Origin of the sequence: Bacteroides sp. PHL 2737, assembly GCF_004115325.2 — a bacterium.
GTDB lineage: Bacteria > Bacteroidota > Bacteroidia > Bacteroidales > Bacteroidaceae > Bacteroides > Bacteroides hominis.
The window spans coordinates 5,180,113-5,201,038 of sequence record NZ_CP040630.1 but is presented as its reverse complement, the minus strand read 5'-3'; the positions used below and the strand labels follow the sequence as shown (position 1 = coordinate 5,201,038).

The following is a 20,926-nucleotide window of genomic DNA, read 5'->3' as shown; positions in this document are numbered from 1 at the left end:
AAAAGAGAGGATTATGATTACATAGAGGTTGGGATTTACGGTTAATTTACTATGTCTGCAACCGTTAACTCTGAAAATCACTATCTTTGCGGTTCTTTATTAGACTTCATTATGGACAAAGCGAAAAAGATCAGATACGTTTTCTCTGTCTTCATGGTTATTCTGATGGTAGGTCTGGCGGAATGGGCAGGGGAGAAAGAAATTATTTTTCCGGAGATGGCAGCACTCACTATAGGTATGTGGGTGATTGATAAGAGAGTTTGGAAAGTCAGGCGTTGGCAAATGATATGGATGATGACGGCAGGAGCCGTTGCAGGAGTTTGTATCGTGCGTTATTCTCCTTTGCCGTTGCTCTGCAATTTATGTATGGCTTTTACCTTTGCTGCCTGTTGCCTGATGTTCAGCCGGACCACATTGATCCCATTGATTTCGGCTTGCATGCTGCCTGTGTTGCTGCATACTGAGACATGGATCTATCCGACAGCCGTATTTTTCCTTACCGTGATTCTTGTCAGCGGGCAGAGACTTATGGAAAAAGCTGGTTTGCGTAAAGAAACCAATTATGCCGTACCGGAGCGTGAGTGGAAAAAAGAGAGTTGTCGTTGGGGAGCTTTGCTGTTTTTTGTTTCTCTGGTCGCTGCCTTTTCGCTTTTCTGCGGATATGCTTATTTCATTATTCCTCCGTTGATTGTCACCTTTACCGAGATTGTCAATTCCAAAGCGGGCTTCAGAAACCGTCCCATGCAGGTGTTTCTGTTTTTGGTGACCGGAGCCAGTCTGGGTACTGCCTTTCAGATCGTCGGACACTCTTATTTGCATTTGCCCGAAACAATTGTCGCCTTGTCTGTCATCTGTTGTTTGTTTGCCATCTTCGAATGGACCGGAAAGTATTTTGCCCCTGCCGGTGCGTTGGCACTGATACCGTTGATTATCCCACAGGAGGGAATACGTTGGTTACCTTTGCAGGCTGCCATAGGTGCCGCTTTGTTTATTACTATTGGCATGCTTGTCTTTCAGCAGTGTTATAAATGGAGCAAGGCTCAGTTAGTGTTTTGCTTTACACCTACCCTGTTGCGGAGGTATCTGAACCGTAGAAGGAAGGAATGATGGGGGTATTGCAGGCCCGGTACGGACCATTATCGCCCCATCTTGTCACGGCGGCAAGCCAGCGTTTCGGCAAAACGACGCATATGTTGCTGGTTAGTGCCGCAGCAGCCCCCGCAGATTTTTAACGGGAAATCCCACAAAAGTGTCATCAGCCTGTCTGCCAGTTCTTCCGGCGGAGAGGAAATCAGATGCTCACACCCGTTCAGTTCTTCCGGACTGAGGTTGGCCGCATTGGCCTGGATACCTTGGAAGCGCTGATGCACCAGAGGAGTGTCATTCCGGGGATGGAGCAATGCCTGATGCAGGATATCGGGGTGTATACAGTTGGCCATATAACATAGAGGCCGGGTGGAAGTCTCTTTTTCGATAGCATCAATGGCATCATGGATAAAGGTTCCGTCTATCAGGCGTCCGTCACGGCATACCATAAAACTGATAATATAAGGTAACCCGGTTGCCGCCATGGCGTTGGCCATTCCGATGGCTTCTGTCAGCTGAGGCATGATGCCGGCAAACAGATAGTCTACTCCTGCCTCCGCCATCGTGCGGACTGCCGGAAAATGAAATTCCATCGCTTCTTCAACGGACAGGCAATAACGGCCGTCGTACGCGTCGCCGCGGCATCCGGCTAACCCACCGATGTAAACCGGAATGGAAGTTCCGGTGCGGAACCTGGAAAGGAAAGATACGTTATCTGCCAATACATTCTTATGCCGGTAGTCCGATTCTGCGATTTGTTCGATATTGGCTCTGCGGGTAGGAGTCATCAGCATCAGCGGCAGGCGGAAGTCTGTGGCAATTTGCAGATACTGGCGATAGATTTCCGCCAGTGTCTCACGGTAAGAGTCATTGTAAATCAGTGCGGCATGGACGATATGTTTGTCCAATGGGATCTGGAATTCGTGACGCAAACGTTCTACAATAGCGCCTTCGGTGAGAATGAAAGGAGAAGTCCGGAATGATTCTACAAAAGATAGCTGATCCATAAGAATGACTTTAGAAGTTTTACTTTACATCCGGAGACAAATATAGGATTAATCAGCTCATTCCGGTTATCTGTTCCTGCTGTGTTCACATCCTTTTGTAATCTTTCAGAAAAACAAGAGACTCGGCTTTATTTATAGTCCTTTATAAACCCTTCCATCAACCATTTGGCAAGTGCCTGCCGATTGGAAGGGATCACCAGACGACGCTGGTCGAGAGTATTCTGGATGTTACCCAGTTCAACGAATACAGAGGCGGGTGTGGTGTGTGCCAGAACATACAGGTTGCGTCCGCTTACGGTGCCCGAGAAGCCACGGTTGGGCTGGTGCTTGCCGTATTTGGATTCGAAGGTTGCTTTCATATTCCTGGCGAGACGTTTGCTTTCGGCCTTGCGGTTGGAGTGATAGAAGAAGACGTCGGTTTGGGTGCCTTTGCTGCGGCTGTCTACATGGATGAAGATGGCCCGGCAGTACTTGAATTTCTTGCGATCCTTCCGGTAGAGGGTGTTGATTTTATCGCAACGCTGCTGAAGGCGTTGTACCTGGTTCAGAGGGATGGGAGAGCCCATGCAGGTTTCCCGTTTGCTGTTGGACAGGTAGGCCTCGTCGCGGATACCGTCTTTGGCATCCTGAATGATGATGCGTACCTCGGCACCTTCCTGCATCAGGTTGCGTGCCAGGCGCAGGGCGATGTCATAGGCATATTCGTCTTCGTGAAGTTCGTGTTTACCAACACGGCCTATGGCACCGGGGTCGGGGCCGCCGTGTCCGCTGACCACATAGAAACAGGCACCGGCAAGGCGGTCGGAGGTTACCTTGACGTTAGCCAGCCATTTCCCGAACAGCGGTTCGTTGACTTCCGTACGTTTGGGCCGGCGTGCAGACCCCGTTTCGGATGCTTTCTCAGGAGTGGTGTCCGATGTCTTTTTGACGGGAGGAATCAGATAAGTGACACCCATCTTCAGAGTTCTGCTTTTGCCTAATCGGGTTTTGTTGAGTTCGATAAAGTCATCATAATATTTCTTTGGAGCACGGTTGTGGCGCAGGAGGAAGGAAGAGATTCCCTCACCGGATTTAGGAGTGGCTTTCTGCTGTGCCCATAAAGCAGGGGCAGTAAATAAGGAACAGAAGAACAGGAGAAGACAGAGTTTCCTTTTCATATTGCTACGTATAAAAGATGCAGGCTTGGCTGCTGTACCTAATTGTTTGACTTCTATGGTGAATTTTTGCTTTTTCGCCCGCAAAGATAGCCTTTTAAACCAATAATTTTCTCTACTTTTGCGTCGATATAACTTTTTTAAGGCAATATAATCGTAAACTCAATAACATTATGGCAAAACAATTCAAGCCCGAAACCCTGTGTGTACAAGCAGGATGGACTCCGAAAAAGGGCGAGCCGCGCGTGCTGCCCATCTATCAAAGTACTACTTTTAAATACGAAACCAGTGAGCAGATGGCCCGTCTGTTCGATCTTGAAGAGAGCGGTTACTTCTATACCCGCCTGCAAAATCCGACGAACGATGCCGTAGCTGCCAAGATTGCCGCCCTTGAAGGAGGTGTGGGAGCCATGCTGACTTCCAGCGGGCAGGCTGCCAATTTCTATGCCATATTCAATATCTGCCAGGCAGGCGATCACTTCGTCTGTTCGTCGGCCATCTATGGCGGAACGTTCAACCTCTTTGGGGTGACAATGAAAAAACTGGGCATCGACGTCACATTCGTCAGCCCCGATGCCGATGAAGAAGAGATTTCGGCTGCTTTCCGCCCGAACACGAAAGCGCTGTTTGGTGAGACAATCTCCAATCCGTCGCTCGAAGTGCTCGACATTGAGAAGTTTGCCCGCATTGCCCACAGCCACGGAGTGCCCCTGATCGTTGATAATACCTTCCCGACACCGATCAACTGCCGTCCGTTCGAATGGGGAGCGGATATCGTGGTGCACTCTACCACCAAGTATATGGACGGGCACGCCACCAGCGTAGGCGGCTGTATCGTGGACAGCGGAAACTTTGATTGGGAAGCCCATGCCGATAAGTTCCCGGGACTTTGCACACCGGATGAATCGTATCACGGACTGACTTATACAAAGGCTTTCGGCAAGGGTGCCTACATGACTAAGGCAACTGCTCAACTGATGCGTGACCTGGGCAGTATCCAGAGTCCGCAGAATGCCTTCTTGCTGAATTTAGGTCTGGAGACGCTGCACCTGCGTATGCCCCAGCACTGCGGCAATGCACAGAAGGTGGCCGAATACCTTGCACAGAACGATAAGGTGGCTTGGGTGAACTATTGCGGCCTTCCGGGTAATAAATACTACGAACTGGCGCAGAAGTACATGCCGAATGGTTCTTGCGGTGTGATCTCTTTCGGGTTGAAAGGCGGACGCGAGTTGTCCATCAAGTTCATGGACTCGTTGAAACTGGCCGCCATCGTCACCCACGTGGCCGATGCGCGTACCTGTGTGCTCCATCCCGCCAGCCATACGCACCGGCAGCTGACAGACGAGCAGTTGATCGAAGCCGGTGTCCGTCCGGACTTGATCCGTCTGTCCGTAGGAATCGAAAATGCGGATGACATTATAGCGGATATCGAACAGGCACTGAACGCATAACCCCTTTCCCTCGTCTTTTTTTACATCCTGTTTTATCCCTGTCCGATGAAGCAGGATGTTTTTGTTTCTTCTTCTCTTTCCTTTTCCTTTTTACTGCTTTCTCACTTTCTTTATCGGGTCTTTACAAACATTCTTATCTCGGTGCCGTTGTTCTGAGGCCACATGGCGTGGTGACTAAAAAAACATAATTGATTTATGAATGCAATGAAGAAGAATGTAGAAGAGGGGCAGGCCGTTTCCCAGGCAGCCTCCTTGCAAACAGAGTTTTGCATGCAGGCGGAAGTTTGCGCGCGAACGGGAGCGAGGAGCATTGCCCCGGAGGTTTGCACGCTCCCGGCAGCGGGAGTAACCGACCTGCCGGCTTACATGCAAGCGGTGATCGAGGGATTGGAGGAGAAGAAGAAGTATGCGGCGGTGCACACGTACCAGTGCACGCTGAACTCGTATACCCGCTTTGCGGGCGGGGAGGGGACGCCGATGCCGATGGAAGAAGTATTCAGCGCAGGGCGGCTGAAGGGCTACGAGGAGTGGCTGGTGAGGGTGAACGAGCGGAGCTGGAACACGGTGTCGACGTATATGCGGACGCTGAGGGCGGTGTACAACCGGATTTCGCCGCCGGGAAGCGCGGGGCACGACCCGAAGCTGTTTGCCGACGTACATACGAAGGTGGAGTCGAGGACGAAGCGGGCACTGACGGGGCGGCAGGCACATGCGTTGATGAATGCCGACTTTGAGACGTTGACGGAGGAGCAGCGCCGCGTGCTGGCTTATTTCTTGCTGATGTTCCTCTTCCGGGGGATGCCGTTCATCGACCTGGCGCACTTACGGAAAAAGGATGTGCGAGGGGGCGTGATCGTCTACCAACGGCACAAGACGGGGCGGCAGATAACGGTGAGGATACCGAAGGAGGCCGTGCCGCTGATGAAGAGGTTCCGGGGGACGGGGGACGAGTCGGTCTACCTGTTCCCGATACTGCCGGGAGCGAAGGAGGAGGGCAGGGAGCTTTACCGGAGCTATTTGCTGGCGCTGAGGGAGTTCAACAAGGGATTGGCGAGGCTGGCGGCGGAGTTGCTGCCGGGGACGAAGGTCAGTTCGTACACCGCCCGGCATACGTGGGCGACGTTAGCTTACTATCAGGGCACGCCGGTGGGGATCATCAGTGAGGCGATGGGGCACTCTTCCGTCCGGGTGACGGAGACGTATCTGAAACCTTTCGGGAACAAGCGCATCGACAGGGAGAATAATAAATTAATTTCTTCTGTTGTCCGGTGGAAAGAGAAAGGAAGAGAGACCCGCAGTGCTTTGTAAAGCAACGGATTGGACAAAAATTACTTTCTAAGTAACGGCAGACGTTGTCTGCAAAAGTGCTAAGATTATTGCAGATACACAAATATTATCGACAGTTTTTGCCACGAACCACTAAAATTTATTGGAAAAGACAACCTTAAGATTATACAAACACATATTGACACAACACCTATCCTGCGAAAGCACGTAGACACTTCCTTCCATTTTCAGTACTTAAAAACGGATAGCTACCTTATTGTGGAGATGAACCGGCACCGGTTCCGGATGCACGGTATTTTCGATACATCCCTCTTCATTTCTGCTTCATTCGTGCCGCCGGAAAACGCTTTTTCCCGCACGACGGCCTCCCCGACTGCCGTTACTTAGAAAGTAATTTTCCGGAACGGTCAAAGATTTAGAATCATGAACCAGATCAAACAGTCTATCAACATAACCGCTTGCCGGTATCGTCCCCCCTGCATTCCATCGGTGCCTACTTCCCCCCCTCCGGCTGAATTCTGACATACGCACATCTTATTAATATATGAACATTTAAAGAACTACTGAAGCTTATGAAGACAAGAAACTACAAGATGGACCTGGCCCTGATGGCCTATCCCAACGAACTGACTCCCGATATCGATACGGATTATATCGTGAAAGTGAACACCCAGAGCCAGAGCCTGACGTTGGAAGAGATAGCGGCGGACGTGGCCGCCCGTTCCGGAAAATTTGAGGCTTCGGAGGTGAAGAGCCTTTTTGAGATGGGCTTCGAAGCCATGGCGCAAGCGGTGGCAAGCGGCTATTGCGTCTCCACCCCCCTCTGCTACGTGCGCCCCATGGCGAGCGGCGTGGTGATGGAAGAGGAACTCTCGCTTCCGGTAGACCGGGAGAAGGTGAAAGTCTACGCCAGCTTTAGCCAGGGTTCCGCCATGAAGGAGGCGATGGCTCAGGCGCATATCACCCTCTTCACCCAGCCGGCAGTGACCGGGCCGTACATTGCTGGCATGACGAGCACCGCCTATACGGATGCCGCCGCCACCACGCGCGCGCCGATGGCAGCCGGAAAGATGGCGGTCATCACCGGAGAGGGATTGAAGGTGGTGGGCACAGACCCGTCGGTGGGCATCACGCTGACTTCCGTCTCCACCCCGTCGAAATCGTTCGCCATCGCGCCGGGGGATATCAGCCCGAACACGGCAAAGAAGCTGCAATTCGTCCTTCCCGCCGGAATAACGGACGGCGATTGGCGGGTGAAGGTGACCACCCAGTATAGCAAAGGCGGCAAGGTTCTGACAAAAACTCCACGTACCTTTGAGTTGCCACATCCCATCACGATAGGCGACAGTGGAGATGGGGGCATTGTAGATGATCCGACAGCATAATGACCGCTCAACTCTCTGGCGGGAATCCGGTACTCCCTCAAAATGGTATTTTAGTCTTTCCTCCCGTAGGCGGATGCCGGGGAGTACCGGTCTTCTTATACGAAGCACCCTCGTCCGAGTATACGAAGCACCCTCGTCCGAGTATACGAAGCACCCTCGTCCGAGTATACGAAGCACCCTCGTCCGAGTATACGAAGTACCCTCGTCCGAGTATGCGAAGCACCCTCGTCCGGGTATGCGAAGCACTGGCATTAATTATCTTTATATGAAACCACTAATAGAAACATGATACACTTATCCCCCCTATATGCTTTTATTATTCTCAGCCTCGTATTGATCCTGGCTGTCTTCCTGGTGCTGATGGTCAGATGCCGGCGGAATATGGTCCGTACCCTGGCGCAAGCCCGGAACGCAATGAACCTGGAAAAACTCCGCACCGATACCATCCTCGGCAACCTCCCCGTCGGTATAGAGATTTACTCAAAAGAAGGAATCCTGGTAGGGATCAACGACTGTGCCTGCCGGATCTTCGGCGTGGTGGACCGCCAAGAGGTGATCGGAGCGGCTTCCATCAGGGAGAATCCCGTCATCCCGGAAGAATTGAAGGAGGCCTTCGAACAGCAAGAGGAGGTGGAGGCGGAGTCCTACTACGATTTCTCCGTCGTGCGGCAGACGGGATTCTACAAGACCACCTGCGGCACGGCGATGAAGCGGATCAGCAGCAAAGGAGCGCCCATTTTCGACCCTGACGGAGCCATGCAAAACTATGTCTTCATCATGAACGACATCACCCGTGAGCACGAGCAGGAACTGCAACTGAAGGAGAACATCCAACTGGCGCGGCAGGCCATACAGGCCGCCGACCTGGTGCACTGGCGGTACGACAACCGCACCCATCTCTTCACCTCGCACAACGAGCCGCTGACCCATTACGACGACAACCTCCTGGTCAGCCCGGCCGATTATACCCAAGCCATCCATCCGGACGACCTGGAGTGCATCCGCCGCTACATCCGGATGATGGAGGAGGGAGTCGACTTTGTCGATGAAACCTCGGTGCGCATGAAATCGGACTATGACGACGACTGGCAGGACTGCGTCGTCAACGCCACCCCTTTCCTGCGCGACGAAACGGGCAAGGTGGTGCTCTACACCGGCTTCCGCCGTAACGTCACGCCTACTAAAAAACTGCTCAAAGAGCTGAGCGACGCCAAGGAGCGCGCCGAAGAGTCGGACAAGCTCAAATCCGCTTTCCTGGCCAACATCAGCCACGAGATACGCACACCGCTCAACGCCATCATCGGCTTCTCAAGCCTGCTGATGAATACGGACCAGAAGGAGGAGATGGACGAATACAAGCAGATCATCACGTCGAACACCGACTTGCTGCTCCGGCTGGTGAACGACGTGCTCGACCTGTCGAAGATCGAGTCCGGCATGGTAGACATTAAACTGGCCGAGTTCGACCTGGCCATCTACTTTGAGGAGTTGTGCAACTCCATCCGCCCGCTCGTAGTCCGCCCCGAAGTAAAGTTAGTTTGCGACAACCCCTACAAGCGTTTCATGGTGCTGCTGGACAACAACCGGCTGGCGCAAGTGATGCTCAATTACGCCACGAACGCCATCAAATGCACCCGGCAGGGGACTATACACGTGGGCTACCGCTGCGAGGGCGAGGGCATCCGCTTCTACGTCTCGGATACCGGTATCGGCATCTCGGAGACGAACAAGTCCCGCCTCTATCAGCGCTTCGAGAAGCTCAACGAGTTTGCCCAGGGCACGGGGCTGGGGCTGGTCATCTGCAAGGTGGTCACCGAAGCCTCCGGCGGACAGGTAGGCTTCGAGTCCGAGGAGGGCGTGGGATCGACCTTCTGGTCATGGGTTCCCTGCGAATACAAACGTCCGGAAGAGGTGGAGAAAGCGGCCGGTGCAACTACCGACGCTGCTTCCTGCATGTCCGCCGAACTCAACGAGGAGGAGATGGCGATGCCGGAAAGTATGCGGGCATCTGCCATCGTGAGCGGACAGCAGCCGGCGCTTCCGGAGCCGGTGGACGTTCCGGAATGTCCGGGACTTGTCCGCGAGCCCTCGCCCGCAAGTGAAAAGCGGATCCTGATAGTGGAAGATATAGAAAGCAATTACCTGCTGATGCAGATCCTGCTAAAAGGCAAGGGCTACCGGTGCTACCGTGCGGCAGATGGCGTCGAGGCAGTGGAAAAGGTGCTGTCGGAACACTTCGACCTGGTGCTGATGGACATCAAGATGCCCCGGCTCGACGGTTTGGAAGCTACCCGTGAAATCAGGAAGACCAACCGGGAAGTGCCTATCGTCGCCCTCACGGCCCATGCCTTCAACGCCGACAAGGAACTGGCGATAGCCGCCGGTTGCGACGGCTATCTGGTGAAGCCCATCAACGAGAAAGCCTTGAACAAGGTGCTGGGCAAGTACCTGCGCGAGCCTATGGAGACAAGTGTTAATAATGATATAGTTAATTGAAGCGAGTGAGCGGAAAGAGAGACGAGGGAAGAAGCGACTGAAGTACGTGTCGATTTGCAAAGGTGGGGCAAAGGGCTGAGAGGGACGAAAGCCGCGTTCATCTGGTTTGGTCTGTCGTGAGACAGGAACGTTGCGGTCTATTTCCTCTCGCATGGCCCGGCTCCATCAGCTTCTTTCCCTCGTTCTTGTTTTTCCCGTATTTTTTTCGTGAGTTCCTCTTCTTAACTTCTCTTCCCTTTCCTTTGTTCTTTCAGTCAGAATGGAAATGAAACCCTGGTATGATAACTACTGCTTCGCAGAAGAGTCTTTGAAACGTGACCCGGGAATGTTCGACTCGCTGAAAGATACCGAAACCAAAGCCGAAGCACAATGGCAGGAAGCCGTTGAGCGGATAAGGGTTTACCACAAAATGGCACAGAGTAGCACAGAGTGGATGTCAAGTCGTTGGTTATCGGCTTGACTCCCTCTGTGCTACTCTGTGGTGAGTTCCTCTTCTTAACTCCTCTCTCTTCCTCCCCCCAATGCCTGATACAAGGTGATGACCCCCTGGATTTCAGTAAACCGGTTGGCCACTTGCGAGAGTTGCGCATTGAGCAACGTCTGCTGTGCGGTGAGCACTTCCAGATAAGTCGTGTTGCCATGCTTCATCAGCAGTTGTGTGCTGCGGGCGGCGTTTTCGAGGGAAGCCACCTGCTTCTCGAAGTAGTTTGCCTTGTCCCGTGCCGTCTGATATTGCACCAGGGCATTGTTGATCTCGCTTCCGGCGTTGAGCAACGTCTGTTCGAAGCTGAGGCGTGCCTCCTCCTGTTGCGCTTTGGCTATGCGGAGCTGGGCGATGTTCGCTCCCCGGTTGAACAAAGGCTGCGTCAGCGAGGCCACGGCGGTGGCAAGGAACTTGCCCGGGTTGACGATCATCGCACCTGCCGAGTTTGTCCAGCCGGCGCTGCCGCTCAGCGTGATCGAGGGGTAGAAGGCGGAACGGGCGGCATTGGTAGTGTAGAATGCCTGTGCCAACGACTGTTCGGCACTGCGCACGTCGGGGCGGTTGGCAAGCATCTGCAAGGGCACGCCCACCGAAAGGTTCTCCGGCAGGCGCTGCTCGGCGAGGCGTCCGCGGGGAAGGGTGCGGGGGACGTCGGCAAGGAGGAGCGAAAGGGCGTTCTCCACCTGGTTGAGCTGTTCGCGCAGGTCGAGCAGGGTGGTACATATATTGTAGTATGTGGCCTCAGTCTGCGAGAGGGCGGCTTCGGTCACCATTCCGGCAGCTTTCATGGCGCGGGTGGTGGCGACGCTCTCTTTCCAGGCGGCTTCGGTGGCGGTGGAGATCTCGATCTGGGCGTCGAGCATCAGCAACGTATAGTAGTTGTTGGCGACGGCGGCAATCAGTTGCGTCTGTACCGCCTGTTCATAGTCACGGCTCTGCGCCACGACAGCTTGTGCACGCCGCTTGGCGTTCGTCAGCCGGCCGAAGATGTCGATCTCCCAACTGGCGCTGACGGGCAGTGAGTAGGTTTGCGAGGCTTTCCCGCCGTCGAAGCTGCTGGCCGTTCCCTGCGGAGAGAGGGAGAAGGCGGGCAGATAGGAGAGTCGGGCGGAGAGCAAGGTGGCTTCGGCCTCTTTCACACGGAGGTGGGCCGTACGCAGGTCGGTGTTGCGCACGAGGGCGGTGTCGATCAGCGTGCGGAGGCAAGGATCGGTGAAGACCTCCTGCCAGGGGAGGCTGCCGAGGTTGGAGGCGGAGTCGGAAGGATTCGCGCCTTCTTGGCCGTAAAGGCCGTCGGGAACCTCGGTAGCGGGTTTGTATTTGGAGTAAATGCCGCAACTGCTGAGTGCCAGCGTGGCGGCAAGGGATATGATTAACTTTTTCATGATTGCTTGTTTTATGGGAGCCTCCCTCCCCCGGGTTCCTCCGGTGGAAGAGGAGGGGAGGGGGCTGCTAATGATAAATAGGGTTGAACGGGGGAAGAACTCTTTTCACCACAGAGTATCACAGAGTGATATGGAGTGGTACGGAGTCATACAGAGCGATACGAAGTAAAGTATCGCGGAGTAGTACAGAGTATCACCGGGTAGAGTATCACCAGGTGAATCTTGCTCTTTTGATCATTCATATCAATAACCTGTCTTCCTCTGTGTCACTCTGTGTTCCTCTGTGGTGAAAAGAACCCTTTATTCCTTCAAAGCCCCTCCTTTCGCTTCCTTCTTTTCCCGGTCGCTCACTGCGATCTCTTCCTCGATCTGCCAGTCGTGCGTCGGTTCGGTCTGTATCGGACGAATGCGTTCCTGCAACCACTGGAAAGCGATGAAGAGCGACGGCACGATGAACAGCAGTGCCAGCGTACCGATGACCATACCGCCCACGGCGCCCGTTCCCAACGAACGGTTACCGTTTGCCCCTACGCCACTCGCCACCATCAGCGGGAACAACCCGAAGATCATCGTCAGTGCCGTCATCAATATCGGGCGCAAACGGGCTTTTGCGGCGCTCAGCGCGGAGGCTATCAGCCCCATGCCCGCTTTGCGGCGTTCGGCGGCATACTCGGTGAGCAGGATGGCCGTCTTGGCCAGCAGACCGATCAGCATAATCAGTCCCGTTTGCAGGTAGATGTTGTTCTCCAGACCGAACAGGCGGGCGAAGAGGAACGAACCCATCAGTCCGCACGGCACGCTCAGGAGCACCGCGAAGGGGATCAGGAAGCTCTCGTAGAGCGCGCTCAGAATCAGGTAGATCATCAGGAAGCAGATGCCGAAGATGATCGCCGTCGTGCCGCTCTGCTCCGTCTCCTCACGGGTGATGCCTCCGTAGTCGTAGCCGTAGCCCTTGGGCAGGGCGGTGGAGGCTGTCTCCTGTACGGCACGGATGGCGTCACCCGTACTGTAACCGTCGGCCGGCATGGCGTTCACGGCGATGGAGTTGTACATGTTGAAGCGGCTCAGCGACTCGGCTCCGTACGTGCGGGTTAGCGTCACGAACTGGCTCAGAGGCGCCATCTCGCCGTTCGACATCCGCACGAAGGTGTTGCCCAGCGAAGCTTCGTCGAGGCGGTATTGCGGGTCGGATTGGATCATCACCTTATATACTTTCGAGAAGCGGTTGAAGTTGGACACGTACTGCCCGCCGTAGTAGCCCGAGAGGGTGCTCAACACCTGGTCGGGGGTGATGCCCGAGCGCTTGCATTTCGACGGATCTATCTCAACCAGCCATTGCGGGTAGCGGACGTCGAACGTGGAGTAGGCCATGGCGATCTCCGGACGCTGGTTCAGCGCGCCCAGATACTGCTGCGTGGTCTGGAAGAAGGTGTTCACGTCGCCTCCCGTCTTGTCCTGCATGTGCAGTTCGAGGGCGTTACCCATACCGTAGCCGGGGATCATTCCCGGTGAGATGGCAAATACGGTGGCGTCCTTGATGTCGCCCGTCCGTCCGTATACCTGGCCGATGACCGACTGCACGTTGTCTTCCTTTCCGGGGCGTTCGTCCCACGGTTTCAGTTTCAGGATCAACATACCGAACGAGCTTCCCTGGCCCGCCAGCAGTCCGTAGCCCGCCACTTTCTGCACGTGTTCCACTTGCGGGATCTGTTCCATGCGCTGCTCGATGCGCTTCATCACCTCGTCCGTCGTGCGCAGCGAACTGCCGGCGGCGGTGCTGACGTTGACAAACACCACGCCCTGGTCTTCGTCGGGCACGAGGCTGGTCTTCGTCGTATTCATCAGCACCACCAGCAGGGCGATACTTGCCACGAGGAGTCCGCCCGTCAGCCAACGGTGCTTGATGAAGAAGAGCACGATGCCCTTGTAACGGTCTATCACCACGTCGAACGCCGCGTTGAACGCTTTGCGGAAGCGGGCGGCGAAGTTCTGCTTCTGCGTGCCGTCCTCGTTGATGTACGGTTTCAGCAGCAGCGCGCAGAGGGCGGGGCTCAGTGTCAGGGCGTTCACGGCGGAGATGCCTACCGCTACGGCCATCGTCAGTCCGAACTGCGTGTAGAACGTCCCCGATGTGCCGGACATGAACGATACGGGGATGAACACCGCCATGAATACCAGCGACGAGGTGATGACGGCGTTCGAAATGCCTTTCATGGCGTCGATGCTCGCCATGTAGGACGATTTGTAGCCCACGTCGAACCGTGCCTGCACGGCCTCGACCACCACGATGGCGTCGTCCACCACCGTACCGATGACCAGTACCAGCGCGAACAGCGTGATCAGGTTGATACTGAATCCCGCCATCGCCATGAAGGCGAACGTACCGACGAGCGACACGATGATGCCCACCAGCGGGATCAGTGTCGAGCGGATGTCCTGCAAGAAGATGTATACGACGAGGATCACGAGCAGGATGGCTTCGAGCAGCGTCTTCACCACCTCGTGGATGGAGGCGTAGAGGAAGTCGTTGCTGGACATCAGTTGCGTCAGTTCCACTCCGCGGGGGAGGTCTTTGCGCGCCTCTTCAAGGAAGTCGTTGATGCGGTTGTTCACCTCCGTAGCGTTGGAGCCTGCAGTCTGGAAGAGCATGCACGAGATACCGTTGTGCCCGTCCGTCGTTCCGCTGTAGGCGTAGCTTTCCTGTCCTAACTCGATGGTGGCGATGTCCTTCAGTTTCAGCACCTGCCCGTCGTCGGTGGAGCGGATCACGATCTCGCCGAACTCCTCCGGGGTGATGCGGCGGCCTTTGTACTTCATGGTGTATTGGTACGTCTCGTCGGAGTTCTCGCCGAACGATCCGGTGGCAGACTCGATGTTCTGTTCCGCCAGCACCGCCGAAACGTCCGAAGGGATCAGGCGGTATTGCGCCATCACGTCCGGTTTCATCCAGATGCGCAGGCTGTAGTCGCCTCCCATGATCATCATGTCGCCCACGCCCGAGATGCGGAGAATCTCCGGCTTGAGGTTGATACTGATGTAGTTGGCCAGGAAAGCCTCGTCGTAAGAGTCGTCCGGGCTGTGGAGCGAGAACATTTGCAGGATACTCGTCTGCCGCTTCGAGGTGGTGACACCCACCTGGTTCACCTCCGAGGGGAGCTGTCCCGTGGCTTTGGAGACCCGGTTCTGCACGTTCACCGCCGCCATGTCCGGGTCGGTTCCCTGTTTAAAGTAGACAGTGATGGAGACCGTTCCGGCGTTGGTGGCGCTGGAGGTCATATACGTCATGTCCTCCACTCCGTTGATGGCCTCTTCGAGCGGGGCGATGACACTCTTTTGCAACGTCTCCGCGCTGGCTCCGAAGTAGCTGGTGGAGACCATGATGGTTGGTGGGGCAATATCCGGGTATTGTTCGACGGGCAACGTAAACAGCCCGATGATCCCGACCACGACGATGGTGATGGAGATAACGGCCGATAGGACGGGCCGTTCGATGAATGTTCGTAAGTTCATAATGGGTTTATAGTTTGGGATTTGATTTACCACAGCGTTCCACAGAGTGGAAATCAACGAAGGAGAACCCTGTGAAACTCTGTGTCACTCTGTGGTGAGTCTTGTTCTTTGTTTTATTGCATACGATGAGCGTTCACCGTTTTTCGTTGATAACCGTTCCTTCCCGGAGCAGTCCGACGCCTTCGGCCACGATCACGTCACCGGTCTGTAGCCCGCTCTCCACGATGTACTCCTGTCCGCCGTTGACGCGCGTCACCTGTACCGGAGCCGATTGCGCCTTGCCGTCCACTACCTTATATACAAATACCTTGTCCTGTACTTCGAATGTGGCCGCTTGCGGAATCACCAGCGCTCCCGTCTTCTCCGTCGGCACGATCACGTTTCCGGCGCCGCCGCTATGCAGCAGCCCTTCCCGGTTGGGGAACACCGCCCGCAGGCTCACCGTTCCCGTCGTGCGGTCTATCACCCCGCTGATCGTCTCGATCCGTCCCGCCTGCGGATAGTCCGAACGGTCATTCAGTTGCAGGCCGATTTCCGGCATCTGTTTCAAGGCTTCCTCTTTCGATCCGTAACGGCGGATCAGTCCTAAGAGCTGGTTTTCCGTCATCGAGAAGTAGACGTACATGTCCGAGTTGTCCGAAACGGTAGTCAGCGGTTCCGGCAGGCTGGCGCTCACCAGTGCTCCCACCCGGTAGGGCAGCGTGCCCACTACTCCGTCCGCCGGACTCTTCACCAGCGTATACGATAAGTTGTTGCGTGCGTTCACCTCCTGTGCCTTCATCTGCGCCAGTTGTGCCTGCGCTGCCAGGAGAGAGTTCTTTGCCGTGCTCAGGTCGAAGGCGGACACCACGTTCTGCCTGTACAATTCCTGCTTGCTGTCATACGTCAGTTGTGCCGTGGCCAGCGACGCCTTTGCCGCCTCCACGTTTGCCAGGGCAGTCTGCAAGGCAGCTTCGTAAGGCACTTGGTCGATGACGAACAGCGACTGTCCCCGTTTCACCCGTTCCCCCTCGCTGACACACACCTGCGTCAGCGTACCGCCTACCTGCGGATAGATCTCGATGTCTTGTCGTCCGCGTATCGTTGCCGAATACGTACTCGATAGCGTCCGGTCGGCAGGCGCGAGGGTCATCACTTTGTATCCCGACTCCACGTTTGCCTGCGGTGCTTGCTTGCATCCCCCGACGGCCAGACAGCAGGCCAGTATCACGGCCTGTTTCACTTTACTTACCTTTTCAATCATAGTTCCTATTTAATTTTGTCGCGGCAAAGGTAGAGCGTTTTCCCCTTCGGCAGCTTTTCATACCCGCCTCACTATTGTTCATAATCGGAACAACTTTTCGCCTAATTCACTAAAAAGACCTACCTTTGCAGGCGAAATAAAGAACACGATATGGAAAAAAGTAATCTGCTCACTCTCACTCTCGACCAGCCCTTCGTGGCAGGAACCGACGACTTCGCCCCTTTCTACAACCGGCTGCACAAGCTCAACTGTGCCATCATTCTCTACTGCCGCAGCGGTCATGCCACGCTTGCCATCGACCTGAAGAAATACGAGATCACCCCCAATACCCAGGTTGTCCTCCTGCCCGGCTCCGTCATCACCCTTGAAGAGAAGAGCGACGACCTGCAGATCTCCTTTTTCGCCTCCCACATCGAGATGTTCCGTGAAGCCTGCATCCGCTTCGAACCCTCCTTCTTCCGCTTCCTCAAGGAGAAGCCCTGCTATACGCTCCCTCCCGAATTTACCGCCCCCATCAATGGTCTTCTGCACGCCACCGGCGCCATCTTTGCCGACACCGACCACCGCTTCCGCAACCAGATAGCCCGCAACCACCTGCAAAGCTTCCTGCTCGATGTATACGACAAAGTGCACCGCCTTTTCACCCATAAAGAGATCGAAGGCGGCAACCGTCCAAACGAACTTTTTCATAAGTTCGTCACCTTGGTGCACGAGCATTGTTGTTCGCAGCGCGACGTTGTGTTCTACGCTGACCGTCTCTGCATTTCTACCAAATACCTGACGAGCATCTGCCGCTCCCTTATGGGCGGCTCAGCCAAAAAAGTGATTGATGATTTCACGGCCTTGGAGATCAAAGTCCTCCTCCAGTCCACCGACCTCAGTATCCAGGAGATAGCCGACCGCCTGAGCTTCCCCGACCAATCTTATCTTGGCCGGTATTTCAAACGTCACGAAGGGGTTTCGCCGATGGAGTACAGGGCGAGGTTGGCGGGTCTAAAATAGGAGTTCTCTGGGAAATGCGTAGTTGCGACATCCGTCCCGGTAATCTTGATAATCAGCAGATTGTATTTACCTATATTTTTCTTTCAATGTAAAACCGTTTACCCCGGTACGTAAAGCCATTTACCCCGGCACGTAAAACCGTTTATCCCGGCACGTAAATGAAGTCGGCATTCAAGGTAACAGATGTCCCCCTGTAGGATGCGCATCCAAACGACGCATTCTCCGGATGGAACCGAAGTATCCGGTTCTTGTGTGTGATTGAATAAAAACAGGAAAGGCGGTTGCTTATGTATACCAGATTTCGTTATACACAGGTCTTGTCCGGCTTTCTGCCGGAGTCGCCTTCCATGCCTGTGAAGAGGTATCTCCACATCCTTTTTCAATTGGCGACTGTTCCAACAGAGTCGATTCCAGAACAACTTTTCTGCCCGGTGTGCTGTTGATAATGACTTCGGAATGACTGAAACTGAAATTCCGTGTAGTTTTCATTCCGGAGAATGCTTTCATTTCTTGTGACATAAGCGGTAGTTATTTATAGTATGGTAATGAATAACACCGGAGGTACGAAAGTGTTTGCTAAATGGCGTTGTTTTCTGTTAATTTAAAAGCAGGGATGCCGGTTTCGGATTAAATCTATAAGGAAAGCATGACGTAGTCCGGTTTGTATTACCTTTGCCGGTGAACTAAAGAAATCAGGCTATGTCTGTATTGTCAGAACCTTTGGGCATATCCGATGCCGCCTTGCAGCAATATGCCGACCAACTCCGGAAAGGGGGACATACGTTTGAGACTTATCAATAATATCCGTGCCTGAATGGACGGACGGCAGAAGAATTAGGATACTGTGAAGGGATAATTGAAAAAAATACCCCTGTCCCTGTCACATAATTAAAAAGAAAGATGTAATTTTGCATGCCAAAAAACAACTTATCTTATGGCAGTTTACGTAGAAGAAGTATCAAGAACTTTCGGTGAATATTTACTTATTCCCGGTCTTACCACCAAACAGTGTGTACCTTCCAATGTATCTTTACGCACCCCGCTGGTGAAACATGCGGCAGGCACACAAGCAGCAATCGAATTGAACATTCCTTTCGTTTCGGCAATCATGCAGTCGGTTTCCGGTCCCGAACTGGCTATCGAGCTGGCACGCAACGGAGGACTCTCGTTTATCTTCGGCTCGCAACCCATCGCCAGTCAGGCGGAAATGGTGCGGAAAGTGAAGAAATTTAAAGCCGGTTTCGTGACCAGTGACTCGAACCTGACACCGGAACATACGTTGGATGATGTACTTCGCCTGCTTCGTCAGACCGGACACGCTACCATCGGAATCACGGATGACGGCACACCGAACGGACATCTTCTGGGATTGGTAACCAGCCGCGACTATCGCCTTTCCAGAGATCCGCTGGACAAAAAGATCAAAGACTTCATGACCCCTTTCGACAAGCTGATTGTAGGCGAAGTGGGACTGACACTGAGCGAAGCGAACCAGATTATCTGGGACCACAAACTCAACACTCTTCCCATCATCGACAAGGACGGCCGTCTGGCTTATTTCGTTTTCCGCAAAGATTACGACAGCCACAAGGAAAACCCTAACGAGGTGTCAAGCCCCGATAAGAAATTGCTGGTGGGTGCCGGTATCAATACCCGTGACTATCAGGAACGTGTACCTGCTCTGGTAGAAGCAGGAGTGGATGTGCTTTGCATCGATTCTTCGGACGGCTATTCGGAATGGCAATATGAGACTCTGCAATGGATCAAGCAGCAGTATGGGGATAAAGTACTGGTAGGTGCCGGTAACGTGGTAGATAAAGAAGGCTTCCTCTATCTGGCGGAAGCCGGTGCGGACTTCGTGAAAGTGGGCATTGGCGGTGGATCTATCTGCATCACCCGTGAACAGAAAGGTATCGGACGTGGACAGGCGACTGCCTTGCAGGACGTGGCTCGTGCCCGTGACGAATATCAGGCACGCACAGGCATCTATGTGCCTATTTGCAGCGACGGCGGACTGGTGCACGACTATCATATGGTGCTTGCCCTTGCCATGGGGGCCGATTTCCTGATGATGGGCCGTTACTTTGCCCGTTTCGACGAATCGCCTACAAAGAAGCTCTGCATCAAGAACAATTATGTGAAAGAGTACTGGGGAGAAGGTTCGAACCGTGCCCAGAACTGGCAGCGCTATGATATGGGCGGAACGGAATCTTTGAAGTTCGAAGAGGGAGTCGATAGTTACGTGCCTTATGCCGGTAAGATGAAAGATAATCTGGCTGCCACACTGAGCAAGATCAAAGCTACGATGTGCAGTTGCGGTGCCGTTACCATTCCCGATTTGCAGCAAAACGCCAAGATTACATTGGTTTCGTCTACCAGTATCGTAGAAGGCGGGGCACACGACGTGATTCTGAAGGAAAAAGGATAATAAACTTTTCACTATCCGCACACAGGCCATCCAATAAGTGCGAATAATATAGGACAGGCGGACGGATACGGGGTTTGAGATGACTGTATAGTTGTTGAAACTCGTTTCGGTCCGCCTGTTTCGTAGGTTTGACCTTATTTCTCTGCGTTCCGGAACTTCTGTGGGGTCATCCCCACTTGCTTCTTGAAAAACTTATTGAAGAACGCCGCGTTGTTGAATCCCAGGTTCAAGGCAATGTCTTTCACCGGAGTGGGTGTGGTTCGCAGCAGGGTTCGGGCAGCCAGGATCAGGATACTGTTGATGATTTCCATTGCTGTCTGTCCGCCCGATTCTTTCTTTATGATGTGGCAGAGGGTAGTTGATTTCATTCCCATTTCGGCCGCATAAAACTGTACCTGATGTTGGCGGGCATGATTCTCCTGTACCAGTCGGACAAACTGGCGAAAGACGGCGGAATGTTTGTTGGCGGGCGCTACCTGCGACAACGCTTTTCGCTGACTGAGCTCTGTGAACCCCTGTAGGAGTGCTTCAAGCATAGACTTCAGTGTGGCATGACTGAAGAGGAACGGAGCGTCTTTATGGATGTGTGTCAAAAGCGCGAAAGTCTGGACGTAGATGCCGAAAATTTTCGGGGACAATGGGAGCAAGGGGTGTTCGTTGATGATGTAGAACGTATGGATGATCGATCTGTCCAAGTGGGTTTCGTGGATGAACGCAAGTGAAAAGAGTACCGCATGCAGCTGCACATCGTCCGATGTCTTCAGCACTTGTACGAAACTTTCTGAGGGGATAGCGATCATCGTACCGGGACCGATATTGTATTGCACCAGGTTGATCATTGCCTTGACACGCCCCCGTATGCAGAGGGCAAATATGACGGCTTTTGTCTTTTTGAGTTCGGCACAATATGCCCACAGTGTTTCGCTGCTGATGCGGTCGGCAGTGGTGAAATTGGCCGATATATTTAATTCTGGAGTAAGCATGTTCTTTTGTTTGCTATAACGC

16 protein-coding genes are annotated in these 20,926 nt (G+C 53.9%); 9 read left to right on the top strand and 7 right to left on the bottom strand.

Annotated elements, in window-relative coordinates:
* Window positions 1-111 precede the first annotated feature (111 nt).
* Window positions 112-1,107: a hypothetical protein gene (locus DBK98_RS21595; RefSeq protein WP_032536729.1), complete on the top strand. Its 996-nt coding sequence runs from the start codon at window positions 112-114 to the stop codon at window positions 1,105-1,107.
* A 29-nt stretch (window positions 1,108-1,136) separates the two neighbouring features.
* Here the strand turns inward: DBK98_RS21595 and DBK98_RS21590 are convergent, their stop codons facing one another.
* Together DBK98_RS21590 and DBK98_RS21585 are read right to left on the bottom strand one after the other, a co-directional pair.
* A complete protein-coding gene (locus DBK98_RS21590) occupies window positions 1,137-2,093 on the bottom strand; it encodes a homocysteine S-methyltransferase family protein (protein ID WP_032536730.1) in 957 nt (318 codons plus the stop codon).
* A 128-nt stretch (window positions 2,094-2,221) separates the two neighbouring features.
* Entirely contained in the window at window positions 2,222-3,250 is a 1,029-nt protein-coding gene (locus tag DBK98_RS21585) for an N-acetylmuramoyl-L-alanine amidase (protein WP_032536751.1), read from the bottom strand.
* A 170-nt stretch (window positions 3,251-3,420) separates the two neighbouring features.
* Between DBK98_RS21585 and DBK98_RS21580 the strand changes: the two genes are divergently transcribed.
* From DBK98_RS21580 to DBK98_RS21555, 6 genes are all read left to right on the top strand, one after another.
* Window positions 3,421-4,701 carry an O-acetylhomoserine aminocarboxypropyltransferase/cysteine synthase family protein gene (locus DBK98_RS21580; protein WP_005782776.1) on the top strand — a complete coding sequence of 427 codons (1,281 nt, stop codon included), beginning with the start codon at window positions 3,421-3,423 and terminating at the stop codon, window positions 4,699-4,701.
* Between the two features lie 195 nt (window positions 4,702-4,896).
* Complete coding sequence (locus DBK98_RS21575; RefSeq protein WP_032536731.1) at window positions 4,897-6,009, top strand: site-specific integrase; 1,113 nt, start codon at window positions 4,897-4,899, stop codon at window positions 6,007-6,009.
* Between the two features lie 551 nt (window positions 6,010-6,560).
* A complete protein-coding gene (locus tag DBK98_RS21570) occupies window positions 6,561-7,373 on the top strand; it encodes a DUF4469 domain-containing protein (protein ID WP_005808041.1) in 813 nt (270 codons plus the stop codon).
* Window positions 7,373-7,642, top strand: coding sequence for a hypothetical protein (locus DBK98_RS21565; protein WP_128900031.1), 270 nt, complete (start codon window positions 7,373-7,375; stop codon window positions 7,640-7,642). The genes DBK98_RS21570 and DBK98_RS21565 overlap by 1 nt, the downstream gene beginning before the upstream one ends.
* A gap of 145 nt (window positions 7,643-7,787) precedes the next feature.
* The gene (locus DBK98_RS21560) at window positions 7,788-9,869 is read left to right on the top strand and encodes a PAS domain-containing hybrid sensor histidine kinase/response regulator (RefSeq protein WP_234072680.1); all 2,082 of its coding nucleotides are present in this window, start codon (window positions 7,788-7,790) and stop codon (window positions 9,867-9,869) included.
* Window positions 9,870-10,128: 259 nt separating this feature from the next.
* Window positions 10,129-10,329, top strand: a complete 201-nt coding sequence (locus DBK98_RS21555) for a hypothetical protein (protein WP_005782771.1) — start codon at window positions 10,129-10,131, stop codon at window positions 10,327-10,329.
* 35 nt (window positions 10,330-10,364) lie between these two features.
* On the opposite strand, the gene DBK98_RS21550 is transcribed toward DBK98_RS21555, so the two are convergent.
* The 3 genes from DBK98_RS21550 to DBK98_RS21540 form a co-directional block, all read right to left on the bottom strand.
* Window positions 10,365-11,738 (bottom strand): TolC family protein, encoded by a 1,374-nt coding sequence (locus DBK98_RS21550; protein WP_032536734.1) that lies wholly within the window; start codon window positions 11,736-11,738, stop codon window positions 10,365-10,367.
* A 300-nt stretch (window positions 11,739-12,038) separates the two neighbouring features.
* The gene (locus tag DBK98_RS21545) at window positions 12,039-15,248 is read right to left on the bottom strand and encodes an efflux RND transporter permease subunit (RefSeq protein ID WP_005782769.1); all 3,210 of its coding nucleotides are present in this window, start codon (window positions 15,246-15,248) and stop codon (window positions 12,039-12,041) included.
* Window positions 15,249-15,381: 133 nt separating this feature from the next.
* Window positions 15,382-16,491, bottom strand: coding sequence for an efflux RND transporter periplasmic adaptor subunit (locus DBK98_RS21540; protein ID WP_032536735.1), 1,110 nt, complete (start codon window positions 16,489-16,491; stop codon window positions 15,382-15,384).
* A 150-nt stretch (window positions 16,492-16,641) separates the two neighbouring features.
* Between DBK98_RS21540 and DBK98_RS21535 the strand changes: the two genes are divergently transcribed.
* On the top strand, window positions 16,642-17,493 hold the full coding sequence (locus DBK98_RS21535) for a helix-turn-helix domain-containing protein (protein ID WP_032536736.1): 852 nt from the start codon (window positions 16,642-16,644) through the stop codon (window positions 17,491-17,493).
* Window positions 17,494-17,778: 285 nt separating this feature from the next.
* Here the strand turns inward: DBK98_RS21535 and DBK98_RS21530 are convergent, their stop codons facing one another.
* On the bottom strand, window positions 17,779-18,012 hold the full coding sequence (locus tag DBK98_RS21530; protein ID WP_022011580.1) for a hypothetical protein: 234 nt from the start codon (window positions 18,010-18,012) through the stop codon (window positions 17,779-17,781).
* 415 nt (window positions 18,013-18,427) lie between these two features.
* Here DBK98_RS21530 and DBK98_RS21525 point away from each other — a divergent pair, with 415 nt between their 5' ends.
* A complete protein-coding gene (locus DBK98_RS21525) occupies window positions 18,428-19,921 on the top strand; it encodes an IMP dehydrogenase (protein ID WP_032536737.1) in 1,494 nt (497 codons plus the stop codon).
* Between the two features lie 134 nt (window positions 19,922-20,055).
* Here the strand turns inward: DBK98_RS21525 and DBK98_RS21520 are convergent, their stop codons facing one another.
* Window positions 20,056-20,904, bottom strand: a complete 849-nt coding sequence (locus DBK98_RS21520) for an AraC family transcriptional regulator (protein WP_032531656.1) — start codon at window positions 20,902-20,904, stop codon at window positions 20,056-20,058.
* Window positions 20,905-20,926: the final 22 nt, after the last annotated feature.